16 protein-coding genes are annotated in these 19234 nt (G+C 59.2%); 1 reads left to right on the forward strand and 15 read right to left on the reverse strand.

Annotated features, from left to right (window positions below; translation table 11 throughout):
• Nucleotides 1–22: 22 nt before the first annotated feature.
• The 13 genes from pbpC to trmJ form a co-directional block, all read right to left on the reverse strand.
• Complete coding sequence (pbpC, locus tag ACTJJ1_RS19590) at nt 23–2347, reverse strand: peptidoglycan glycosyltransferase PbpC (RefSeq protein ID WP_110605942.1); 2325 nt, start codon at nt 2345–2347, stop codon at nt 23–25.
• A 61-nt stretch (nt 2348–2408) separates the two neighbouring features.
• On the reverse strand, nt 2409–7400 hold the full coding sequence (locus ACTJJ1_RS19595; protein WP_440834946.1) for an alpha-2-macroglobulin family protein: 4992 nt from the start codon (nt 7398–7400) through the stop codon (nt 2409–2411).
• A gap of 265 nt (nt 7401–7665) precedes the next feature.
• On the reverse strand, nt 7666–8496 hold the full coding sequence (sseB, locus tag ACTJJ1_RS19600) for an enhanced serine sensitivity protein SseB (protein ID WP_004952083.1): 831 nt from the start codon (nt 8494–8496) through the stop codon (nt 7666–7668).
• Nucleotides 8497–8585: 89 nt separating this feature from the next.
• On the reverse strand, nt 8586–9881 hold the full coding sequence (gene pepB / locus ACTJJ1_RS19605; protein ID WP_440834948.1) for an aminopeptidase PepB: 1296 nt from the start codon (nt 9879–9881) through the stop codon (nt 8586–8588).
• An 83-nt stretch (nt 9882–9964) separates the two neighbouring features.
• Nucleotides 9965–10165, reverse strand: coding sequence for a Fe-S cluster assembly protein IscX (gene iscX, locus ACTJJ1_RS19610; RefSeq protein WP_006327336.1), 201 nt, complete (start codon nt 10163–10165; stop codon nt 9965–9967).
• A 32-nt stretch (nt 10166–10197) separates the two neighbouring features.
• Nucleotides 10198–10533 (reverse strand): ISC system 2Fe-2S type ferredoxin, encoded by a 336-nt coding sequence (gene fdx / locus ACTJJ1_RS19615; protein ID WP_004952086.1) that lies wholly within the window; start codon nt 10531–10533, stop codon nt 10198–10200.
• 2 nt (nt 10534–10535) lie between these two features.
• The gene (gene hscA / locus ACTJJ1_RS19620; protein WP_020439609.1) at nt 10536–12386 is read right to left on the reverse strand and encodes a Fe-S protein assembly chaperone HscA; all 1851 of its coding nucleotides are present in this window, start codon (nt 12384–12386) and stop codon (nt 10536–10538) included.
• Between the two features lie 26 nt (nt 12387–12412).
• Complete coding sequence (gene hscB / locus ACTJJ1_RS19625; RefSeq protein WP_004952088.1) at nt 12413–12934, reverse strand: co-chaperone HscB; 522 nt, start codon at nt 12932–12934, stop codon at nt 12413–12415.
• 63 nt (nt 12935–12997) lie between these two features.
• Nucleotides 12998–13321 carry an iron-sulfur cluster assembly protein IscA gene (iscA, locus tag ACTJJ1_RS19630; protein WP_004952089.1) on the reverse strand — a complete coding sequence of 108 codons (324 nt, stop codon included), beginning with the start codon at nt 13319–13321 and terminating at the stop codon, nt 12998–13000.
• Nucleotides 13322–13446: 125 nt separating this feature from the next.
• A complete protein-coding gene (gene iscU / locus ACTJJ1_RS19635; RefSeq protein WP_004952090.1) occupies nt 13447–13833 on the reverse strand; it encodes a Fe-S cluster assembly scaffold IscU in 387 nt (128 codons plus the stop codon).
• A 24-nt stretch (nt 13834–13857) separates the two neighbouring features.
• Nucleotides 13858–15072 (reverse strand): IscS subfamily cysteine desulfurase, encoded by a 1215-nt coding sequence (locus ACTJJ1_RS19640; protein ID WP_004952093.1) that lies wholly within the window; start codon nt 15070–15072, stop codon nt 13858–13860.
• 54 nt (nt 15073–15126) lie between these two features.
• Nucleotides 15127–15621 carry a Fe-S cluster assembly transcriptional regulator IscR gene (gene iscR / locus ACTJJ1_RS19645; protein ID WP_004952096.1) on the reverse strand — a complete coding sequence of 165 codons (495 nt, stop codon included), beginning with the start codon at nt 15619–15621 and terminating at the stop codon, nt 15127–15129.
• A gap of 194 nt (nt 15622–15815) precedes the next feature.
• On the reverse strand, nt 15816–16550 hold the full coding sequence (gene trmJ / locus ACTJJ1_RS19650; protein WP_004952097.1) for a tRNA (cytosine(32)/uridine(32)-2'-O)-methyltransferase TrmJ: 735 nt from the start codon (nt 16548–16550) through the stop codon (nt 15816–15818).
• Between the two features lie 119 nt (nt 16551–16669).
• Here trmJ and suhB point away from each other — a divergent pair, with 119 nt between their 5' ends.
• The gene (gene suhB, locus ACTJJ1_RS19655; protein WP_004952100.1) at nt 16670–17473 is read left to right on the forward strand and encodes an inositol-1-monophosphatase; all 804 of its coding nucleotides are present in this window, start codon (nt 16670–16672) and stop codon (nt 17471–17473) included.
• A gap of 68 nt (nt 17474–17541) precedes the next feature.
• Here suhB and ACTJJ1_RS19660 read toward each other — a convergent pair whose 3' ends face one another.
• Together ACTJJ1_RS19660 and ACTJJ1_RS19665 are read right to left on the reverse strand one after the other, a co-directional pair.
• Nucleotides 17542–18564 carry a nickel/cobalt transporter gene (locus ACTJJ1_RS19660; protein ID WP_440834954.1) on the reverse strand — a complete coding sequence of 341 codons (1023 nt, stop codon included), beginning with the start codon at nt 18562–18564 and terminating at the stop codon, nt 17542–17544.
• On the reverse strand, nt 18555–19190 hold the full coding sequence (locus ACTJJ1_RS19665; protein WP_373282272.1) for a DUF1007 family protein: 636 nt from the start codon (nt 19188–19190) through the stop codon (nt 18555–18557). The genes ACTJJ1_RS19660 and ACTJJ1_RS19665 overlap by 10 nt, the downstream gene beginning before the upstream one ends.
• Nucleotides 19191–19234 lie beyond the last annotated feature (44 nt).

Here is a 19234-nt window from a genome sequence, read left to right on the forward strand (position 1 = left end):
GGGCTGACGATGAAGAACCGGCTTAGTCGAGGCTAAAACCGCGTAGCGCCACCTGGCCACTCTCATCCAGCAGGCTGAGCTGGTAGCGGCCCGGCTGCGTCAGCGTCTGCAACAGCGACTCCCCTTCCCCCACCAACTGGCCGTTCAGGAACCACCAGCGCTGCCCGCTGCCTCCCTGGGCGCTAACCCGCAAATCAAGCGCATTTTTACCCGGCAGGCGACGCAGTATCGCACCGTCGCGTATGCCCAGCATCAGCAGCGGCGGCGCCTCTTGCTGTGGCAAAGGCGGGCACAGCGGATCGACGGCCGGCAAACGTTGGGCGCGGCGTTCCGCCGGCGGCAACCACGGCTCCAGCGGCGTTGGCCACAGCGCCAAACGATGCGCCACCGCCCCCGGGCAATCCGCCGCCACGCGCAGCCCGCGAGCGTTCAGCCACACCAGGGGTTGGCTGCCCAACGCGCTTTCCTGGCCCGGTGCAGACAACGTCGGCGGCAGGGTTCCGTCGAGGATCCAGCTCAGGCGCCGCTGGCGGCAGTTACTGTCCCCGGCGGCAAGCGGCTGCCCGCCAGGCCAGCAGATCTCCGCGCGGCTGACGCTCGCCGGGCGCGGATCGGTCGGGATCCCTTGCCCGCGTTGGCGCAAAGAGGTCAGCAGCAAATTATTGACCTGGTTCAGCAGCGGTACCGCCGTGGCGAAACCGAACTGCCCGGCCACCGGCGTGCCGTCCGGTCGCCCAACCCATATGCCCAGCGTGTAACGGGCGTTAACGCCAATCGCCCAGGCGTCGCGGTAGCCGTAACTGGTACCGGTTTTCCACGCCAGCGGCACGCTGGCAGGCAGCACGTCATCCGGTAACGGGCGCGCTTCTCCCGCCAATATGCGCCGCACAATCCAGGCTGCGCCCGGCGACAGCAACTGGCGATCGTAAAGCCCTTGCCGAGGCGTAAAACGCAGCGGTGCCACTTTGCCTTGCCGGGCCAATGCGCTGAACCCGGCGACCAACTGATCCAACCGCGCGCCGGCTCCGCCCAGAATCAACGCCAGGCTCGGTTCGGCGTGGGCCGGCAGCCGCAGCTCCACGCCTACGTTGCGTAAATTCGCGGCAAAACGTTTTGGACCGTAAGCCTCCAGCAACTGCACCGCCGGCAGATTGAGCGAGCGCGCCAGTGCCTCGCTGGCGCTGACCGGACCGTGAAAGCCGGTATCAAAATTGCCGGGCCGGTAATCGCCGAAGCGACGCGGCACATCCTGCAACAGCGATTCAGCGTGGATTAGCCCATCGTCCAGCGCCAGCCCATACAAAAAGGGTTTGAGCGTCGATCCCGGCGAACGCCATGCCGCCACCATATCAACATGACCAAAACGGCCGTTGTCATTAAAATCCAACGAACCCAGGTAGGCGCGCACCTTCATGTTGGTGTGATCGACCACCAGCACGCCAACCGAGGTTTTTTCCGGCAGTTGGCTCTTCCAGCCGCGCGCCAGTTCTTCAAGCCGTCGCTGTAACGTGGCGTCCAGCGTGGTCGTTACGACCTGGCTGCGGTTACCCTGCGTCATGCGCCGTGCCAGCAACGGCGCTAGCTGCGGCACCTGACGCGGTGCCAGCCACAAGGCTTCCTGACGAATTTCATTCACCTGCCGCGCCGGCCAAACGCGGTAATGCGCCAGCCGCTCCAGCACCTTGTCCCGTGCGGCCTGCGCCCGTTCCGGATAACGATCCGGCCGCAAACGGCTGGGAGCTTGCGGCAATACCGCCAGCAAGGCCGCTTCTCCACGCGTGAGTGCCGAAGGCGGTTTGCCCAGATAGGTCCAGCTTGCCGCGCCAATCCCCTGCAACGTGCCGCCATAGGGCGCCCGGTTAAGGTAGATTTCGAGGATTTGATCCTTAGATAAATGCCATTCCAGCTGTGCGGTACGCCACACCTGCCGTAATTTGCCGGCCAGCGTGCGCGGATGGGGATCGATAAGGCGCGCCACCTGCATCGACAGCGTGCTGCCGCCGGAAACAATCTGCCCATTGCGCAGGTCCTGCCAGGCGGCGCGAGCCAGCGACAACGGGTTGATACCGGGGTGCCGATAAAACCAGCGGTCCTCATAGGTCAGCAACGCTTGCAGATAATAGGGCGACACCTGCTGCAACGTCACCGGATAACGCCACACGCCGTCGCCGTCGGCATAGCGCCACAGCGGCGTGCCGTCTTCCGCCACCACCACTCGGGCCATCTCGGCATCTTTCAGCGGCAACGGCCACAGCCGGTCCGCCAGCCACAGCAAAACGGGCGGCAGTAAAATCACCAGCAGCCAAACTAACCCGCGGCGACGCAAATGGGCGAGGAAGAGAGTCATAAGGAAAACATCGCTCCCTTGCCCCGCCACCGGCTAAACCTCCGGGGCGGGACAGGGTAGGTCATCGGGCAATCTCAAGTCGCGGCGGCGTAGCGCCCAACGCACGCCAGGCGGGCACATACATCGACTCAACCTGCGGCGCCGGCACCAGATAGGCGCCCGGCGTCACCGCCCGCGCCAGATACAGCAGCGTGGTATGACGGTAGCCGTCGATATTCACCGCCGCCACGTAGCGATCGTCGCGGAACTCCTGGTGCTTGATATCGGCCTGCTGCATGTCCTGCAACAGTTCGGTCACGCTGCTGGCGCTTTCGCCCAGGCTGGCGCTGCTGTCCCCCAGATTCTGGTTTTCCAGCTCCAGACCGGCCGGCAGCAGATCGACGACCAGCGCGTCCGGCACCGCGTTATCGGCCCAGACATCCAGATGCACCAGAATCAGCTGTCCGCTTTTCAACTGGGTCAGATCCACAGGTTTGCCGTCCAATCCCAGGAATTCACGGCGAATGTTCAGCACGTTGCTCTGCGGCTGCGGCGCCTGTTCTGGGTAACCGACCAGATCGGCGCGGCTGTACAGCGTACCGCTGCCGGTATTGGTGAATTGCAGCCCCGCGACCAGCTGCTCGGCGGACAAGCTTTGCGTCAGTGCCTGGCTGCCGGACAGCGTCTTGCCCTGCGCCATTTGCGCCTGCCACGGCGTTTCGGCACTGCCGATCAGGTTACGCGCCGCCAGGAACAGGGCATTGCTCTCCTGCGTGGACAGATAACGCTCGCCGTTAAGCCGCTCGGACAGCGACAGCAAGCGCTGGTCGCGTACCGCCGGCAGCAGATTATTTTCGGTCAGCAGCGCCAGGATCATCGCATCGTCACGCAGCGGGCTGCCGTAATCTTCCAGCCAATAATCCTTGGCGTTGCGTTGTGTCGCCAACCCTTGTTCGATCGCCTGATTGGCGCGCGGCATATCCCCCATCAGCTTCAGCGCGACGCCAAGCTGCACCAGCGGCAAGCCTGAGCGAGCGTCGGCACGGCGTTCATACAGCTGCCGCAGTGCGCCAAGCGGTGCCTGCTGTTGACGCGCCAGCACCAACCCGGCATAGGCCTGCACCGCAAAGCGGGTGTGATCAGGGAACGGGGTATAGGCGACGTCGATCTGGCTGCGGTCCTGTAAATAGCGCTGCAGGCGGTTATTGGCCGCGGTCAATGCATCGGCCGGAACGCTGTAATTCTGCTCGCTGGCGCGGAACAGGAAGTCTGTGGCGTAGGCGGTCAACCAGAACTCTTCCTGGCTGTCGCGGTTCCACAGGCCAAAGCCGCCGTTAAAGCGCTGCATGCTGAGCAAGTGCTCAATGCCGGCATCGATGCTGCTGCGGCGGCTTTCATCACTCCCGGTTTTGATGCCCAATGCGCTCAGTTGCGCCCGGTTGGTATACAGCGACGGATAAAGTCCGCTGGTCGTTTGTTCCAGGCAACCGTACGGATAGGCGTAAAGTTCGCTGATATAACGCGCCAGATTAATCGGCGGCCTGCTGGTTAACAGCCATTGCCCCTCCAGGGTTGTCGGCACCAGGCCGGCGGCGGCATCGGCCGGCAGGCTCCAGCTTTCACCGGCGCGGATCACGCTGGCGAACTGGCGGGTTTGCGCCGGGTAAGCCGGCCGCACGCCAATCTTCCAGGTATGCTGATAATCTTTCAACGTTTCACCCGGCAGCGTCAGGCCGCTGACACTCAGCGCCACCTCACCCTGGCCAAAGCCCATCAACGCCTGCACCGGTATCTGCAGCGTAGTGCGTTCGCCGTTTGCCAGGCTGACCTGTTGTTCGCCCGCACCTTGCAGCGCCACCAATCCGCTGGCGGCCAATTTCACCGTCAGCGTCTGAGGCTGGCCGGACAGATTGCTGACGTCCAATGCCAACTGGGTGCTGTCGCCCCCGGCCAGGAAACGCGGCGTCGCCAGCTCTGCCACCACCGGTGCGGCGACCAGGGTTTTGGCCTCCGCCTTGCCGAAGTCTTCGTCGCTCCACGCTTGCGCCATCAGCCGCAGTTCGCCGTTGAAATCCGGAATGGCGATCTGGATCTCGCCCTCGCCCTTGGCGTCCAGCTTAACCGGCTGCGCCTGTTGGGCCACGATGGTCACCGTGGTAATAGGTTTTTTACCGCCGCGCGACAACGCATCTTCTTCGTCGCCGTCACCGCCGTAACGCAGGTTGGCCAGGCGCCCTTTCCCCTCAATCAACTGACCGTAGACATCGTACTGATCGGCGCTGTAGCGCTTGCGGCCAAAGAATGCCTGATACGGGTCCGGCGTCGCGTAGTCGGTTATATTGAGAATGCCGCTGTCCACGGCGGAAAGCAGTACGTTGATTTGCTGCGGCGGTTTGCCCTCGCTATGGGCCGCCTTGACCTTCACCGTCAGCGTCTGATTCGGCCGCATGCGCTGCGGCGCCTCCAGCGTTAACGCCAGCTTGCGCCCTTCATCCACCAGCGGCAGATGCAACAGACCCACCGCCCGCTTCGGCGTCGATTGCTGCTGTTTGTCACCAGGGCGGATCACCAGCGCGCTGAGATACAGATCGTGGCGCTTCCACTCCTGGTTAATCGGCACCTCGACATCGGCACCGCCGGCCGGCACCTCCAGCTCCAGCCACCACAACGGGCCATCGCTGGATTCCACCAGCAAATACCCCTTGCCGGCGGCCGGCGCTTCAATATGCAGTTTTACTTTTTCGCCCGGCTTATAGGCCGGCTTGTCCAGCTTCAGCTTCACCTGGTCCGGCCGCACCGCGCCGCTGCCGTTGGTGTTGTCTTGCCAGCTGTAGCCTGCCCAGAATCGCAAGCTGGTGATCAGGTTGCTCTGCGGATCCACCACTTCAATGCGATACGCGCCCCATTCCACCGGGAAACTCACCTTGGCGCTGCCGTTGGCGGCAATATCCAAAGTCTGTTCCGCCAGCGGCAGATCTTTCTTGTCATACAGCGACTGCCAGCCTTCCCCTTCCGACCATTGCCAGTAATAGTCGCGGCGCTCACGCACCAGCCGGGCCTTCAGCCCGCTGGCCGCCAGCTTCTCCCCGGCGGCATTGGCGTAAACGATATCAAAGCCGGCCTGGGTGTTTTCATCCACGACCGGTTGAGCCTGATAGCTGTCGCTGCGGTAGTCATAAATCTGTTGTTTGTTGAACAACGGCCGAATGCCGGGCAGCACATCGGCAGGCCAGATCGCCTGTTCGGCGCGGCGCGTTACCGGGCGGCCGCCGGACTCCAGCAGGCTGGCCTGCAGGATCGCTTTCAGCGGGGATTTCACCTCGGCCCAACTGCTGTCTACCGCCACCTGCGCCTTGCCCGCACTGTCCAGCGCCTGATCGAACTCGTCCATATTGCGCGACAGGCTTTCTTCCGTCACCGAGCCAAATTCATAACCCGGCAGGCTGCTGACCGCCTCACGCTGGGGCCGCAGGAACACCTGTCCTTGCAGGCGATTGCCGGAAGCCGGCGCACCGTACAGATAGCGGCCAGTGACGTCAAACACCAGTTGCGCGTCGGGTTGCAGCGGGTTTTTCTGTGCGGTGATGTCGAGCGCCATGCGCTCCGGCAGGAAATCCTCAACCTTGAAGCCGTAAAGCCGCGGCTGGTTGTCCCCCAGATTAAAGCGCAGCGACCAGTTGCCGGTCGGCCCGCCCTCGGGGATTTGATATTGGTATTGATACAAGCCGTCCTGCGGCTGCCAGACAAAGCTACGTGCCACCTGATCGTCCGGCTTGACGATATCCACCTTCACCGGTTGGGCCGGCAGCGGCTTGCCGTCGGCATCGCGCAGCAAAGCGTTGACGATCAGCGTTTCGCCCGGCCGGTACAGATCGCGCGGGCCAAAGGCGAAGAACTGTTTGCTGTAGCCTTCCGGCCCGGCGATATCAAACTCGGCCAGATCCAGCGCCGGCGTCGAGAGATCTATCATGCTGGTCTGGCCCTGTTGGGTAGCCAGCAACAAGCGCGCCTTGCTGTTTTTCGCCAGTTGAGCGTGCCCTTGCTTATCGGTCGTGCCCTGGGCCAGGGTTTGGCCTTTTTCATCCAGCAGGCGCAGCTCAACCGCGCTTAGCGCCGCACCGCCTTCCAACCCCTGGGTAAAGATATCCAGACGATCGTGGTAGCTGTGCAGCGAAACGCCAATATCGCTGAGAGTGAACAAGGTCGCCGGATTGGTGTAACCGTAATGACCGGCCTGCTGCATCACCGCCAAATAAACGCCGGGCTGCTGCAATGCCTCTATGCCGTTCAGTGGCAACAGCAGGCGTTCGCGGGTATTGCGTTGCGGGTTGAGATCGAAACGGCCGCTGTAGACCAGGTCGGCCATTTTCAACAGATCTTCCGACTCCCAGTTGGAAAGCGCGTTGCGATATTCCCAGTTGGCCAGGAACGCCGGTAAGGCATCGGCCTTCACCCGAAAGAAGTTAACGTCCACGTTGTCGACGTTCAGCGCCATCACCGGTAACCCCTGTGCCAACTTGGTCGGCAGCAGCGAGCCTTTGCCGGCAAAGCCGACGCTGGGTTTGATATCGCGGGTGGCGAGAGTTTGTTGCTGTTGTTGGCCCAGTTCGGCGCCGTTGACCGCTTTCAGGCCGCCTTCAACGGTCAGCACCAGCTTGCGGTTGGGTTGCAGATGACGCAGCCGCAGCTCCATCAGGTTATCCGACAGCTCCCAGGCACCGTCGATTTTACCGCTGACGCTGTCGACCAGGTGCACCCGCGCGGCGAAATCCTGATTCGGATCCAGCGGCAAAGAAAACGTCAGCACCATAGCGCTGGCGCCATCGAGTTGCAGTTCGGAAGCATCCAGCAACGCCAGCGGCTTGCCTGCGTCGCGTTTCGCCAGCCCCGCCAGTGCGGCGGCATCCGGCCGTTTCGCCTGGGTTGCGCTGCTCGTCGCCCCATCGGCTTGCGCCACGGCTGTTTTTTGACCGCCATCATCACAGGCGGCCAGCAGCAGCAAGCCCCCCGCCAATGCGATCCCCTGACAAAATTTCTTGCCTGACGCGAATGCCCCTGAACGGCATGGTTTCATCGTTTAACTCCCTGGCAGCCTTTGCGCAGCTCGTCGGCGCAATATCCGGATATGGATGAATAATAGCAGCGCTGTTCCCCAAGCCGTGAAACATTTCAATCTGTGTCGAGCGTAATGGCAAAGCGCTATGCAAAGAACTGTTACGCCGATCACACTGCGTAACGTCACTGGTTACCATTAGCACTATTTGTTTTTAAAACAAAAGGATAGATAGACAACTGAGCGCTACCGGCGGGCTGCGCGCCGCACGGTAGCAAAAGAAGGGTTACTGCGTTTTGTCAGTGGAAGGAATGATGTTACGCAACCAGCTGCCCCAGCGGCGCTGATAGAAAGGTTGAGTATGGGTGATCAGATAATGGCTGACCCCACGCTCTTTTTCCGACACCAGACAAAAATCCACCGGTTCGTCGTTGGGCGCCGTTTCGCTGGCCACGCTGCCGGCTTCGTTGATCAAGGCTTCGATATCGCCTTGATCGCCATCCACTTCCAGCCCCACCAGCAGGTTAGGCTTTTCATCCACCGCCTGATCATGCATCAGCGCCAGAAACGCACGGCGTACCGGTTTGCGCTGGCTGAACAGCGTGGTCAACGCATCCACCATCGCCGACGGATATTCTTCCGGCTGGCCCAGCAGGATCTGGGTATCCTTGTCGACATAGCGTTCCGCAGGCTTGGCTACGCCGCCGGTAGCCAGCAGCATCGCGACTTCCTCAGGGTAGAACTCTTTGCCGTACTCGGCTTTCGGATTAAGGAACAGATCCGCGCCTTCGGTAATCTCGAACAATACCCGCGCCGGCATGGCGATAAACGGCTGTTCATCTTCGACGGCTTTCTGCAACGCCTCCAGCGAGGAGAAGAACGGAATGATGCTGCCGCCGTCCTGTTTTTCCCAGTGCTGGATATTCACCGGAGTATCGGCATTCAGCGTAATGTCGCCGTCCTGCTGCACCTGATCGCTGTCGCCGAGAATCAATACCGTGGCATCGAGCAACTCGCGGAAAAACGCCGGGCGATGGGCCGGCTCCGTCACCGCCAGCTTCAGCAGACGTTCAAGCTCGTTCTCGCCCGGGGCGGCATCGTGATGATGGGAACTCATGGCAAACTCCAGCAATTAAATAACGGGGCCCAGCATGCTGGGCCCCGAGGATAAACCATATTCTACCGCCCGCCGCTGCGGGCTTTCAATTATTTGGCTTTGCTCAGCAGCAGATTGGCCAGAGTCCGCACGCCCAGACCGGTCGCGCCGGCAGACCACTGATCGACCGCGCCTTTGCGGTAGGTCGCGGAACAGTCGATGTGCAACCAGCCTTGCTGATAGTTTTTCACGAAATGCGACAGGAAGGCGGCCGCGGTGCTGGCGCCGGCGGTGTAAGCCGGGCCGGCCACGTTGTTCAGCTCGGCAAAATTGGACGGCAATTGGCTGCGGTGAAACTCGGCCAGCGGCAGGCGCCAGAAAGGTTCTTGCTCCGCCGCCGCGCTGGTCAACAGTTCCTGCGCCAGCGCATCGTCAAAGCTGAACAGCGCATGGTAATCGTTACCTACCGCCGTTTTCGCCGCGCCGGTCAGAGTGGCGCAGTCGATAATCAGCTCGGGGTTTTGCTCGGACGCGTCAATCAGGCCATCAGCCAGCACCAAACGCCCTTCCGCATCGGTATTCATCACCTCAACGGTTTTGCCGTTGCGATAGCGGATGATGTCGCCCAGTTTGAAGGCATTGCCGCTGACCATGTTGTCGGCACAGCACAGGAACAGCTTCACGCGCTGCTTCAGGCCGCGAGCGACAGCCAGCGCCAGTGCGCCGGTAATGGTGGCTGCACCACCCATGTCGGACTTCATCGAGTCCATAAAAGCACTTTGTTTCAGGCTGTAGCCGCCGGTGTCAAAAGTGATGCCTTTCCCCACCAGGCAAGCGAATACCGGTGCATCCGGGTTGCCGGTCGGGTTGAAATCCAACGCCAGCAGCACAGGGGAACGGTCGGAACCGCGGCCCACGGTGTGAAGGCCGGAGTAGTTTTGCTCGCGCAGATCTTCACCCTTGGTGATGCGGTAACTGACGGCATCGCAGCCGACATCACACAGCAGATCGACGGCGCGGGTGGCCAGTTGCTCCGGCCCCAGATCTTCTGCCGGCATATTGATGGTGTCGCGCACCCAGTCAACAATCTTCAGGCGCTGTTCCAGCTCTTTACGGTCGGCTTCCGGCAGTTCTGCCCACTCGACGCTGCGTTTGCCTTTCGGCCCACGGAACCCCTGCCAGAATGCCCAGCTGTTTTCCAGATCCCAGCCTTCACCGGCCAGCTTCACTTTTTTGATGCCCTGACCGTCGATTTTACGCGCGGCGCGCTGAACGCTGCCCAGCTTGTCGTTGCCGGTCAGGTGAATGGTCATCCCTTCCGCATTGGTGCTCAGCAACGCTTTCTCGCCCCAGCGAGCGTCCGCAGGTTGGTGCGACAGCGTTACCAGCATAATTTCAGTTGTCATAGCCTTCTCACTCCGGATTATTCTTTTATTAATCTTGTCGGATACAAAATAAACGGGCCGCCCAAGGCAGCCCGTTACGCTATTTACTCCGCTTCATCTAACCAGACCAGCAGAATCGCTTCCAGTATTTTTTCGTTGGAAGCCTGAGGATCGTCGTCGAACTCTTCGAGATCGCAAATCCACTGATGCATGTCGGTAAAGCGTACGGTTTTCGGATCGGTATCCGGGTATTGGTCGTACAGGGCTTCGCCGATTTCACGGCTGTCGGTCCACTTCAGTCCCATTATGATCTCCAGCTCTGCGCCGCGACTAGCAATTAATGCTCACGCGCATGGTTAACGGTATAACGCGGCATTTCTACCACCAGGTCTTCATCGGCGACCAGCGCCTGGCAGCTCAGGCGGCTTTCCGGCTCCAGACCCCAAGCCTTGTCCAGCATGTCGTCTTCCAGCTCGCTGCTCTCTTCAAGCGAATCAAAGCCTTCGCGCACGATGCAGTGGCAAGTGGTACAGGCGCAGGATTTCTCGCAGGCATGTTCGATTTCAATCCCGTTGCGCAGGGCAACGTTAAGGATCGATTCGCCTTGCTCGGCTTCCAGTACTGCCCCCTCCGGGCACAGATCTTGATGGGGCAGGAAAACAATTTTAGGCATGATTAAACCTCATCCACAGAATGGCCAGCCAGCGCGCGGCGAATGGAAGCATCCATACGGCGCGCGGCAAAATCTTGCGTTTGTGCATCTAATGTTTTAATTGCGGCTTCAATGGCGGCAGGATCGGTGCCCTGCGTCGCCTGTTGCAGGCCTTCCACCGCAGCGGCGATCGCCGTACTTTCAGCTTCGCTCAGCAAGGCGGCATCGCTGGCCAGGGCGCCCTGCAGGCTTTCCAGCACCCGCGATGCCTCTACCCGCTGTTCCGCCAGCATGCGCGCGCCGACGTCGCTGTGCGCATTGGCCATCGAGTCTTTGATCATGTCGGCGATCTCGCCATCGGACAGGCCATAAGACGGCTTCACCTGGATCGAAGCCTCAACGCCGGTGGATTTCTCCATCGCCGTGACGCTCAGCAGGCCGTCCGCGTCCACCTGGAAGGTGACGCGAATATGTGCGCCCCCGGCAGGCATTGGCGGTAAACCGCGCAACGAAAAACGCGCCAGCGAGCGGCAATCCTGCACCAGCTCACGTTCACCCTGCAACACGTGGATCATCATCGCGCTCTGGCCGTCTTTAAAGGTGGTGAATTCCTGCGCGCGCGCCACCGGAATGGTGGTGTTGCGCGGGATCACTTTCTCGACCAGACCACCCATGGTTTCCAGCCCGAGCGACAGCGGGATCACGTCCAGCAACAGCATGTCGCTGTCCGGCTTGTTACCCACCAGGATATCGGCCTGGATCGCCGCGCCGATGGCGACCACTTTGTCCGGATCGATAGACGTCAGCGGCGTGCGGCCAAAGAACGCCCCCACCTGCTCACGCACCAGCGGCACGCGAGTGGAGCCGCCTACCATCACCACTTCAAGCACCTCTTCCGCGCTGACGCCCGCGTCTTTTAGAGCACGGCGGCAAGCCATAAGGGTGCGTTTAACCAGCGGAGCAATCAGCGCATCGAACTGCGCGCGGGTCACTTCGCCTTGCCAGTTGGCCACGTCGATGCTGACGCTGTCGGCATCGCTCAACGCAATTTTGGCGGCGATAGCCGCATCCAACAACTGGCGCTGGACGCCGTGATCGCTGCGATCGGCCACGCCGGCCTGCTCGCGCAACCAGTCGGCCAGCAGGTGGTCAAAGTCATCACCGCCCAGCGCAGAATCCCCGCCGGTAGCCAGCACTTCAAACACCCCACGGCTCAGGCGCAGAATGGAAATATCGAAGGTTCCTCCGCCCAGATCATAAACCGCAATGGTGCCTTCCTGACCAGAATCCAGGCCATAGGCAATCGCCGCGGCGGTCGGTTCGTTCAGCAGGCGCAGCACGTGCAGGCCGGCCAGACGCGCAGCGTCTTTGGTGCCCTGGCGCTGTGCATCGTCAAAATAAGCGGGAACGGTGATCACGACACCGTCGAGCTCCCCTTCCAACGCCGTTTGCGCTCGAGCGGAAAGTGCCCTGAGGATGTCGGCGGAAACGCCTACCGGATTAACCAGACCGGCGGCGGTGACAATCATCGGCAGGCCGTTATCGCTGGGCTGGAATTGGTACGGCAGGTTCGGGTAACGCTGCTGAACGTCGGCCAGCGAGCGGCCCATCATGCGTTTGATCGAGCTGATGGTATTGGCCGGATCCTGCGCCGCTTGCTGGCGCGCTTCCCAACCTACGCGCAACCCGTCAGTCTGATAGTGCACCACCGAAGGCAATAAATCGCGCCCCTGCGCGTCGGCCAGGGTTTCCGCCTGCCCACTGCGTACCGTAGCGACCAGAGAATTGGTGGTGCCTAAATCAATACCGGCAGCCAGACGGCGCTGGTGCGGTGCGGCGCTGAGGCCAGGCTCGCTAATTTGTAATAAGGCCATATTGAAGCTTCCACAATCAGAATGTATTACTCAAAACCCAGCAGTTTTTCTTCGAGTTGTTCAACCTGTTGCTGGAGTTTGTCCAAAAAGCGCAGCTTACGCACGGTGTCGGCGGCTTCGGACCACTGCTGGCTATCCAACTGCTGTACCATCAGCGCGCTGCGCTGTTTGACCGTCTCGTTCACCCGCGCGCCAAAATCGGCCAGCAGGCTTTCTGCATCCGCTTTGCGTTCAATGGCATCGAGCTCTTCACGCAGTTCCAACTGTTCCATCAGGAACGCGGTATCGCGCACAGTGTGCTGCTCATTACCCAAATCAAAACCGTGCAAAGATAGCATATACTCCGCGCGTTTTAATGGGTGCTTCAGCGTTTGGTAGGCTTCATTAATGGTCGCCGCCTGCTGCAACGCCATCAGGCGTTCGCGTTCTGGCTGGAGGGCATTGCGATCGGGATGGAATTGGCGCTGCAAATCCTGATAGCGAGAGGCAAGCAGGCCGCCGTCCACGGAATAGCGAACTGGCAGCCCGAATAAAGTAAAATAATCCATAGCGTGCTCTGGGCGTTATCGGATGGAGTTCCCCCGCAGCACGCGGGGGAGCACGATGGGCTGTCAGACGTTGAAGCTTTCGCCGCAGCCGCACTCGCTCGAGACATTGGGGTTGTTGAACTTGAAGCCTTCGTTCAGGCCTTCCTTAACGAAATCAAGCTCGGTGCCGTCAAGGTAGACCAGGCTCTTGCCGTCGATGATCACCTTGACGCCTTTGTTTTCAAAAACGATGTCGTCATCGTTCATTTCGTCAACAAATTCCAGCACATAAGCCATCCCGGAGCAGCCGGAGGTTCTTACCCCCAGACGCAAACCCAGACCTTTGCCGCGGTTATTCATAAAAGCCTGAACACGCTGCGCAGCGCTGTCGCTCATGGTAATTGACATCACAACCTCACACTCAATATCCCCAACCTCTTGCAAAACCGGTGTTGGGGAGCAAACCGGTGTAGGGGGCGAATATCTTCGCCCCGATCAACGCAGGCGCAATATACAGCGCCCCTACACAAAAACTACTTGGCGCTGTGCTTGCTCTTGTAGTCGGCGATCGCTGCTTTGATGGCATCTTCAGCCAGAATAGAGCAGTGAATTTTAACCGGCGGCAATTCCAGTTCTTCGGCGATCTGAGTGTTTTTGATCGCTTCGGCCTGATCAAGAGACTTGCCTTTCATCCATTCGGTCACCAGCGAACTGGAGGCGATGGCAGAACCGCAGCCGTAAGTCTTGAAGCGGGCGTCTTCGATGATGCCTTCATTGTTGACTTTGATCTGCAGTTTCATCACGTCGCCACAGGCCGGTGCACCCACCATGCCGCTACCGACGGTAGGATCTTCGTTGTCAAACGAGCCCACGTTACGTGGGTTTTCATAATGATCGATTACTTTTTCGCTGTAAGCCATGACCTTGCTCCTGAATCCTGAGAATTAATGATGTGCCCATTCGATGCTGTTGATATCCACGCCCTGTTTGAACATGTCCCACAGCGGAGACAGGTCGCGCAGGCGGCCGATGGATTTACGCACCAGTTGAATGGTGTAATCGATCTCTTCTTCCGTGGTAAAACGCCCCAGAGAGAAACGGATCGAGCTATGCGCCAACTCGTCGGTCATCCCCAGCGCGCGCAGCACGTAGGAGGGTTCAAGGCTAGCGGAGGTACAGGCGGAACCTGAAGAGACGGCCAGGTCTTTCAGCGCCATGATCAGCGATTCGCCCTCAACGTAGTTGAAGCTGACGTTGAGAATGTTCGGAACGCCGTGTTCCAGATCGCCGTTCAGATACACTTCTTCCATATCTTTCACGCCGTTCCACAGACGATCGCGCAGCGTACGCAGGCGCGCCATTTCCGTCGCCATTTCTTCTTTGGCGATACGGTAGGCTTCGCCCATACCGGCGATCTGGTGCACTGGCAGGGTGCCGGAACGCATACCGCGCTCGTGACCGCCGCCGTGGACCTGGGCTTCGATGCGAATACGCGGTTTACGACGCACGTACAGCGCGCCAATGCCTTTCGGGCCATAGATTTTGTGGCCGGAGAACGACATCAGATCGACTTTCAGCTTGCTCAGATCGATAGGCAGTTTGCCCACGCTCTGGGTAGCGTCAACGTGGTAAATGATACCGCGCGCACGGCACATTTCGCCGATAGCTTCGATATCCTGCACCACGCCGATTTCATTGTTCACGTGCATGATCGATACCAGAATGGTGTCTTCACGCATGGCGGCTTCGAGATCCTGCAGACTGATAATTCCGTTGCTCTGCGGCGCCAGGTAGGTCACTTCAAACCCTTCACGCTCGAGCTGACGACAGGTGTCCAGCACGGCTTTGTGTTCGGTTTTGCTGGTGATGATGTGCTTGCCTTTCTTTTGATAGAAATTGGCCGCACCTTTAATCGCCAGGTTGTCGGATTCGGTCGCTCCGGAAGTGAACACGATTTCACGCGGGTCAGCGCCAACCAGTTCAGCAATTTGGTTACGGGCGATATCTACCGCTTCTTCCGCCTGCCACCCAAAGCGGTGGGAACGGGAAGCCGGGTTACCGAAAGTCCCGTCCAGGGTCAAAAACTGCATCATTTTCTCGGCAACGCGCGGGTCAACCGGCGTCGTTGCTGAGTAATCGAGATAAATCGGTAATTTCATTGCTCTTGTGCTCCGTACATCACTTCCAAAAACTAAAAAAATATCGCCAGCTGCTTATGCGCGCAGATTAACGTTGATAGTTTCTTGCGGACGACCGTTGGCCGTGCGACGGGTATCATTGTTCTGACGGTCCGCCACCACCAGCACTTCCTGGTTGTTCACCAGTTCTGCCAGCGTAATGTTGTTCAGGAACCCGCTGATGCGCTCGCTCAGATCGCGCCACAGGGTATGAGTCAGACAGCGATCGCCACCCTGACAGCCTTCTTTACCCTGGCAACGGGTTGCATCTACCGATTCATCGACGGCAGTGATGACAGCGCCAACGGCGATCTCACTTGCCTCTTTTCCCAGCAGATAACCACCGCCCGGCCCACGCACGCTGGCCACCAGGCCATTTTTACGCAGACGGGAGAATAATTGTTCCAGATAAGAGAGCGAAATCCCTTGGCGCTCAGAAATATCCGCCAGAGGAACGGGCCCTTCCTGGGAGTGCAATGCCACGTCAAGCATAGCGGTTACGGCATAACGGCCTTTGGATGTCAGTCTCATAGCTAAATGGTTACCTGTTGGTGAAACATGGCCGAAATTCTGACATTCCCGAGTAAATCAGTCAACTATTTAACCTACTAATTTACTCAAGTATTAGCACATTTTGGCCTTAGCCAGACCAAAAGCATATAAAATGCATGTTATAACCATTGGATAACTAATACTATTATTACCGGCCGTTACGCCACATCAAATTAATTACCTTGATGTTTATCCTGTTTCTCTATCGACGTCAGCATGCCACGCAAGATATTCAGCTCCTGAGCTTCCGGCCGCGCTCGGGTGAATAAACGGCGCAACCTGCTCATTACCTGCCCCGGATGTGCCGGGCGGATAAAGCCGCTGTGCTGCAGCGTTTGTTCCAGGTGCTGATAGAAACGTTCGAGATCGTCCACCAGAGGATAAGGCGTTTCTTCCAACTGCGGCACCCCCACTTGCTGGCGATCGAGATAAGCCACGCGCACTTCATAAGCCAGGATTTGCACCGCCATCGCCAGGTTCAACGAGCTGTAATCCGGGTTGGCGGGAATGGCGACGTGATAATGGCACTTTTGCAGTTCATCGTTGGTCAGGCCAACGCGTTCGCGACCGAACACCAGCGCAACCGGCGCGTGCTCGCCTTCGTGCACGGCGCGTACGCCGCATTCGCGCGGTTCCAGCATCGGCCACGGCAAAGTGCGCGAACGCGCGCTGGTACCGACCACCAGGCTACAGCCGGCGATAGCGTCATCAAGGGTGTCAACGATAGTGGCGTTGCCGATCACGTCGCTGGCGCCTGCGGCCAGGGCAATCGCCTGCGAATCGGGTTTTATCAGCGGGTTAACCAGATAAAGGTTGGTTAACCCCATGGTTTTCATGGCTCGTGCGGTCGAGCCCATGTTACCGGTATGGGAGGTTTCTACCAGAACAATGCGGATGTTGTGCAGCATACAAACTCTGAGCGTAGCGGAAAATCACAGCATCTTAACACAGCCGTAGGCATTTTGCCGAACAGCTGCTATACTTCGCGCCGTTTCCTGTTCTTTAACATCCTAGTTGGAAGATACCCATGCATCCGATGCTGACTATCGCCGTGCGCGCTGCGCGCAAGGCCGGTAACCTGATTGCCAAAAACTACGAAACCCCGGACGCTGTAGAAGCGAGCCAGAAAGGGACCAATGACTTTGTCACTAACGTCGATCGCGATGCAGAGCATCTGATCATCGACGTGATCCGCAAGTCTTATCCGCAACATACTATTGTTACCGAAGAACGCGGTGAGCTGGTCGGCGAAGATCAGGATGTACAATGGGTGATCGATCCACTGGATGGCACCTCAAACTTCATTAAACGTTTCCCACACTTCTCCGTTTCCATCGCCGTACGCATCAAAGGCCGTACAGAAGTGGCTGTGGTTTACGATCCAATGCGCAACGAACTCTTTACCGCTACCCGCGGCCAAGGCGCACAGCTCAACGGCTACCGCCTGCGCGGCACCAATGCCAAAGATCTGGATGGCACCATCCTGGCGACCGGCTTCCCGTTCAAGGTTAAACAGCACGCAACCCCTTACATCAACGTGGTTGGCAAACTGTTCACTCAGTGTGCAGACTTCCGTCGTACCGGCTCCGCCGCGCTGGACCTGGCCTATGTGGCCGCCGGCCGCGTTGACGGTTTCTTCGAGATTGGCCTGAAGCCGTGGGACTTTGCTGCCGGCGAACTGCTGGTGCGCGAGTCTGGCGGCCTGGTGACCGACTTTGTTGGTGGCCATAACCACTTCAGCTCCGGCAACGTGGTTGCAGGCAACCCGCGCGTAGTGAAAGCCATGCTTTCTACCATGCGTGAAGAACTGAGCGAAGCGCTGAAGCGTTAATATCGCGAAGTGAGTGAATGAATAAAGAAAAAGCGCTGCAATTTATTGCAGCGCTTTTTTTATGCCGGTCAGCGGGAGAAAGGCCGGATACCACCACCGAACTCCGGCTGAGCGCTGGCATACAGCAGCAATCCGGCGAACAGCAGAATCAAGCCACCGGCCAATGCCAGCGATCCCCAGGCAACGGCGCTCCAGGCGGCCGGTGCGCGCGAACGGCTGAGGCGCACCGCCAACCGGCGGCTGTAATGCACCAGCAAGGCCAACAATGAAATGGTCAGCGACGTGCCAAACGCCATCGCCAACGCCGAAACCACGCCCCAGGCGAATACGCCAATCACCTTGGAAAACAGCAGCACCAGTATCGCCCCCGAGCAGGGGCGCATGCCCATCGCCAGCACGATGGCAGTTTGCGTGCGCCAGTCACTGCCCGCCTGCAATTCGCTGTCGCTCGGCAAATGGCGATGCCCGCAACCACAATGCTCGCTGTGAACGTGATCCGCCGGCAAAGGTTGCAGGCTGTTGATTCGCAGCACCGGTGATGGGCGCAGCGCTTTCACCGCGTAATACAGGCGTTTCAGCGCCCGCCAGCTCAGCAGCACGCCAAGCAGCATGACCAAAATAAAACTGCCCTTCTCCAACCAGAAACTGCTCTGATGCAGTTGGCGGGAGGATAATTGCAGTACCACCAGCATCAGCGTCACCAACGCGATAGCCACCAGCCCTTGAACCAGCGAGGCGGCAAAGGTCAGTTTCAGGCTGCTTTTCAGCCGCGCCGGGTGGGTGGCCAGATAAGTGGCAATCACCACCTTGCCGTGACCGGGGCCAAGTGCATGCAGCACGCCATAGCTCAGGCTAAACAGCATCAACGCCAGCCCGGCCTGCTGGGGGGCGGCTTTTACCTGCTGCAACAGGCCGGCCAGTTGTTGATGCAGCCCCTTCTGCCACACCACGCTTTGCATCAGCAGTTGCGGCCAATAGTGCCACGCCACCTGCGCGGCCAACGCCAGCAACAGCGCAAACAGCAGCAGCGGCCACAGGCTGAAGGCCCAGTGCCGCTTACGCGCGGCGTTCTGGCTAAGGTTTATTGACATTGCAAAGTGACCCGCTGCGCGAACTGTTGCCCCAGCGCCATATCTTCGCTGGGTGCATCGTTCTTATCGAGGGACAATGCGTAAGCCTGCAAGGAGGAATCCGGCTTCGGCGTCATCAGGCTGAACTTGCACTGCGGCGCCATTTCCGGCGGCAGATGCAGCGCCGTTTGGTCTTTGTAAGTCATATCGACAAAATAGGTGGGATCGTAGGTGGAGATTTCAAACGGCTTGCCTGCCAGCGGCTGCGGCTCGGCCAGCGGCAGCACAAACTCCAGCACCGCCTGGTGCCCCTGGCGCGACAAATGGTATTCGGTCGGCAGATTCAGGTATTTCACCGGCTTGCCGTCGCGATACACGTCGGTGAAGTAGTGCTGACCTAGCACGTTGGCCATCACTTCCGCCGCCAGCTTTTTCCACACTTCCGAGTCGCTTTTCGCGTTCTGCGCATCGTACAGCAGATCCGCCGAGGTGATTTCATCCATTACCCAAACCATTTTCAAGCCGACCAGTTTTTGATCTTTCGCCACAAAGGTGGTGTTCATATCAATAAAACTGTGCGGGTGTGCGACGACGCCGGCGCTGAATAACGCGAAAAAACCGGCCACAATAAAACGTAACTTCATCATCAAACGATACTCATTATTGTTATAAAGTAACATCAACCAACCTT

The organism is Serratia sp. 22264 (assembly GCF_052045345.1).
GTDB classification, from domain to species: Bacteria; Pseudomonadota; Gammaproteobacteria; order Enterobacterales; family Enterobacteriaceae; genus Serratia; species Serratia plymuthica.

Coding starts and splice junctions, on each gene's coding strand:
- sseB (WP_004952083.1), bottom strand. CDS start 8,496: ATGAGTTCCCATCATCACGATGCCGCCCCGGGCGAGAACGAGCTTGAA.
- fdx (WP_004952086.1), bottom strand. CDS start 10,533: ATGCCTAAAATTGTTTTCCTGCCCCATCAAGATCTGTGCCCGGAGGGG.
- suhB (WP_004952100.1), top strand. CDS start 16,670: ATGCATCCGATGCTGACTATCGCCGTGCGCGCTGCGCGCAAGGCCGGT.
- ACTJJ1_RS19595 (WP_440834946.1), bottom strand. CDS start 7,400: ATGAAACCATGCCGTTCAGGGGCATTCGCGTCAGGCAAGAAATTTTGT.
- trmJ (WP_004952097.1), bottom strand. CDS start 16,550: ATGCTGCACAACATCCGCATTGTTCTGGTAGAAACCTCCCATACCGGT.
- ACTJJ1_RS19640 (WP_004952093.1), bottom strand. CDS start 15,072: ATGAAATTACCGATTTATCTCGATTACTCAGCAACGACGCCGGTTGAC.
- ACTJJ1_RS19665 (WP_373282272.1), bottom strand. CDS start 19,190: ATGATGAAGTTACGTTTTATTGTGGCCGGTTTTTTCGCGTTATTCAGC.
- iscX (WP_006327336.1), bottom strand. CDS start 10,165: ATGGGACTGAAGTGGACCGACAGCCGTGAAATCGGCGAAGCCCTGTAC.
- ACTJJ1_RS19660 (WP_440834954.1), bottom strand. CDS start 18,564: ATGTCAATAAACCTTAGCCAGAACGCCGCGCGTAAGCGGCACTGGGCC.
- iscR (WP_004952096.1), bottom strand. CDS start 15,621: ATGAGACTGACATCCAAAGGCCGTTATGCCGTAACCGCTATGCTTGAC.
- iscU (WP_004952090.1), bottom strand. CDS start 13,833: ATGGCTTACAGCGAAAAAGTAATCGATCATTATGAAAACCCACGTAAC.
- pepB (WP_440834948.1), bottom strand. CDS start 9,881: ATGACAACTGAAATTATGCTGGTAACGCTGTCGCACCAACCTGCGGAC.
- pbpC (WP_110605942.1), bottom strand. CDS start 2,347: ATGACTCTCTTCCTCGCCCATTTGCGTCGCCGCGGGTTAGTTTGGCTG.
- iscA (WP_004952089.1), bottom strand. CDS start 13,321: ATGTCAATTACCATGAGCGACAGCGCTGCGCAGCGTGTTCAGGCTTTT.
- hscA (WP_020439609.1), bottom strand. CDS start 12,386: ATGGCCTTATTACAAATTAGCGAGCCTGGCCTCAGCGCCGCACCGCAC.
- hscB (WP_004952088.1), bottom strand. CDS start 12,934: ATGGATTATTTTACTTTATTCGGGCTGCCAGTTCGCTATTCCGTGGAC.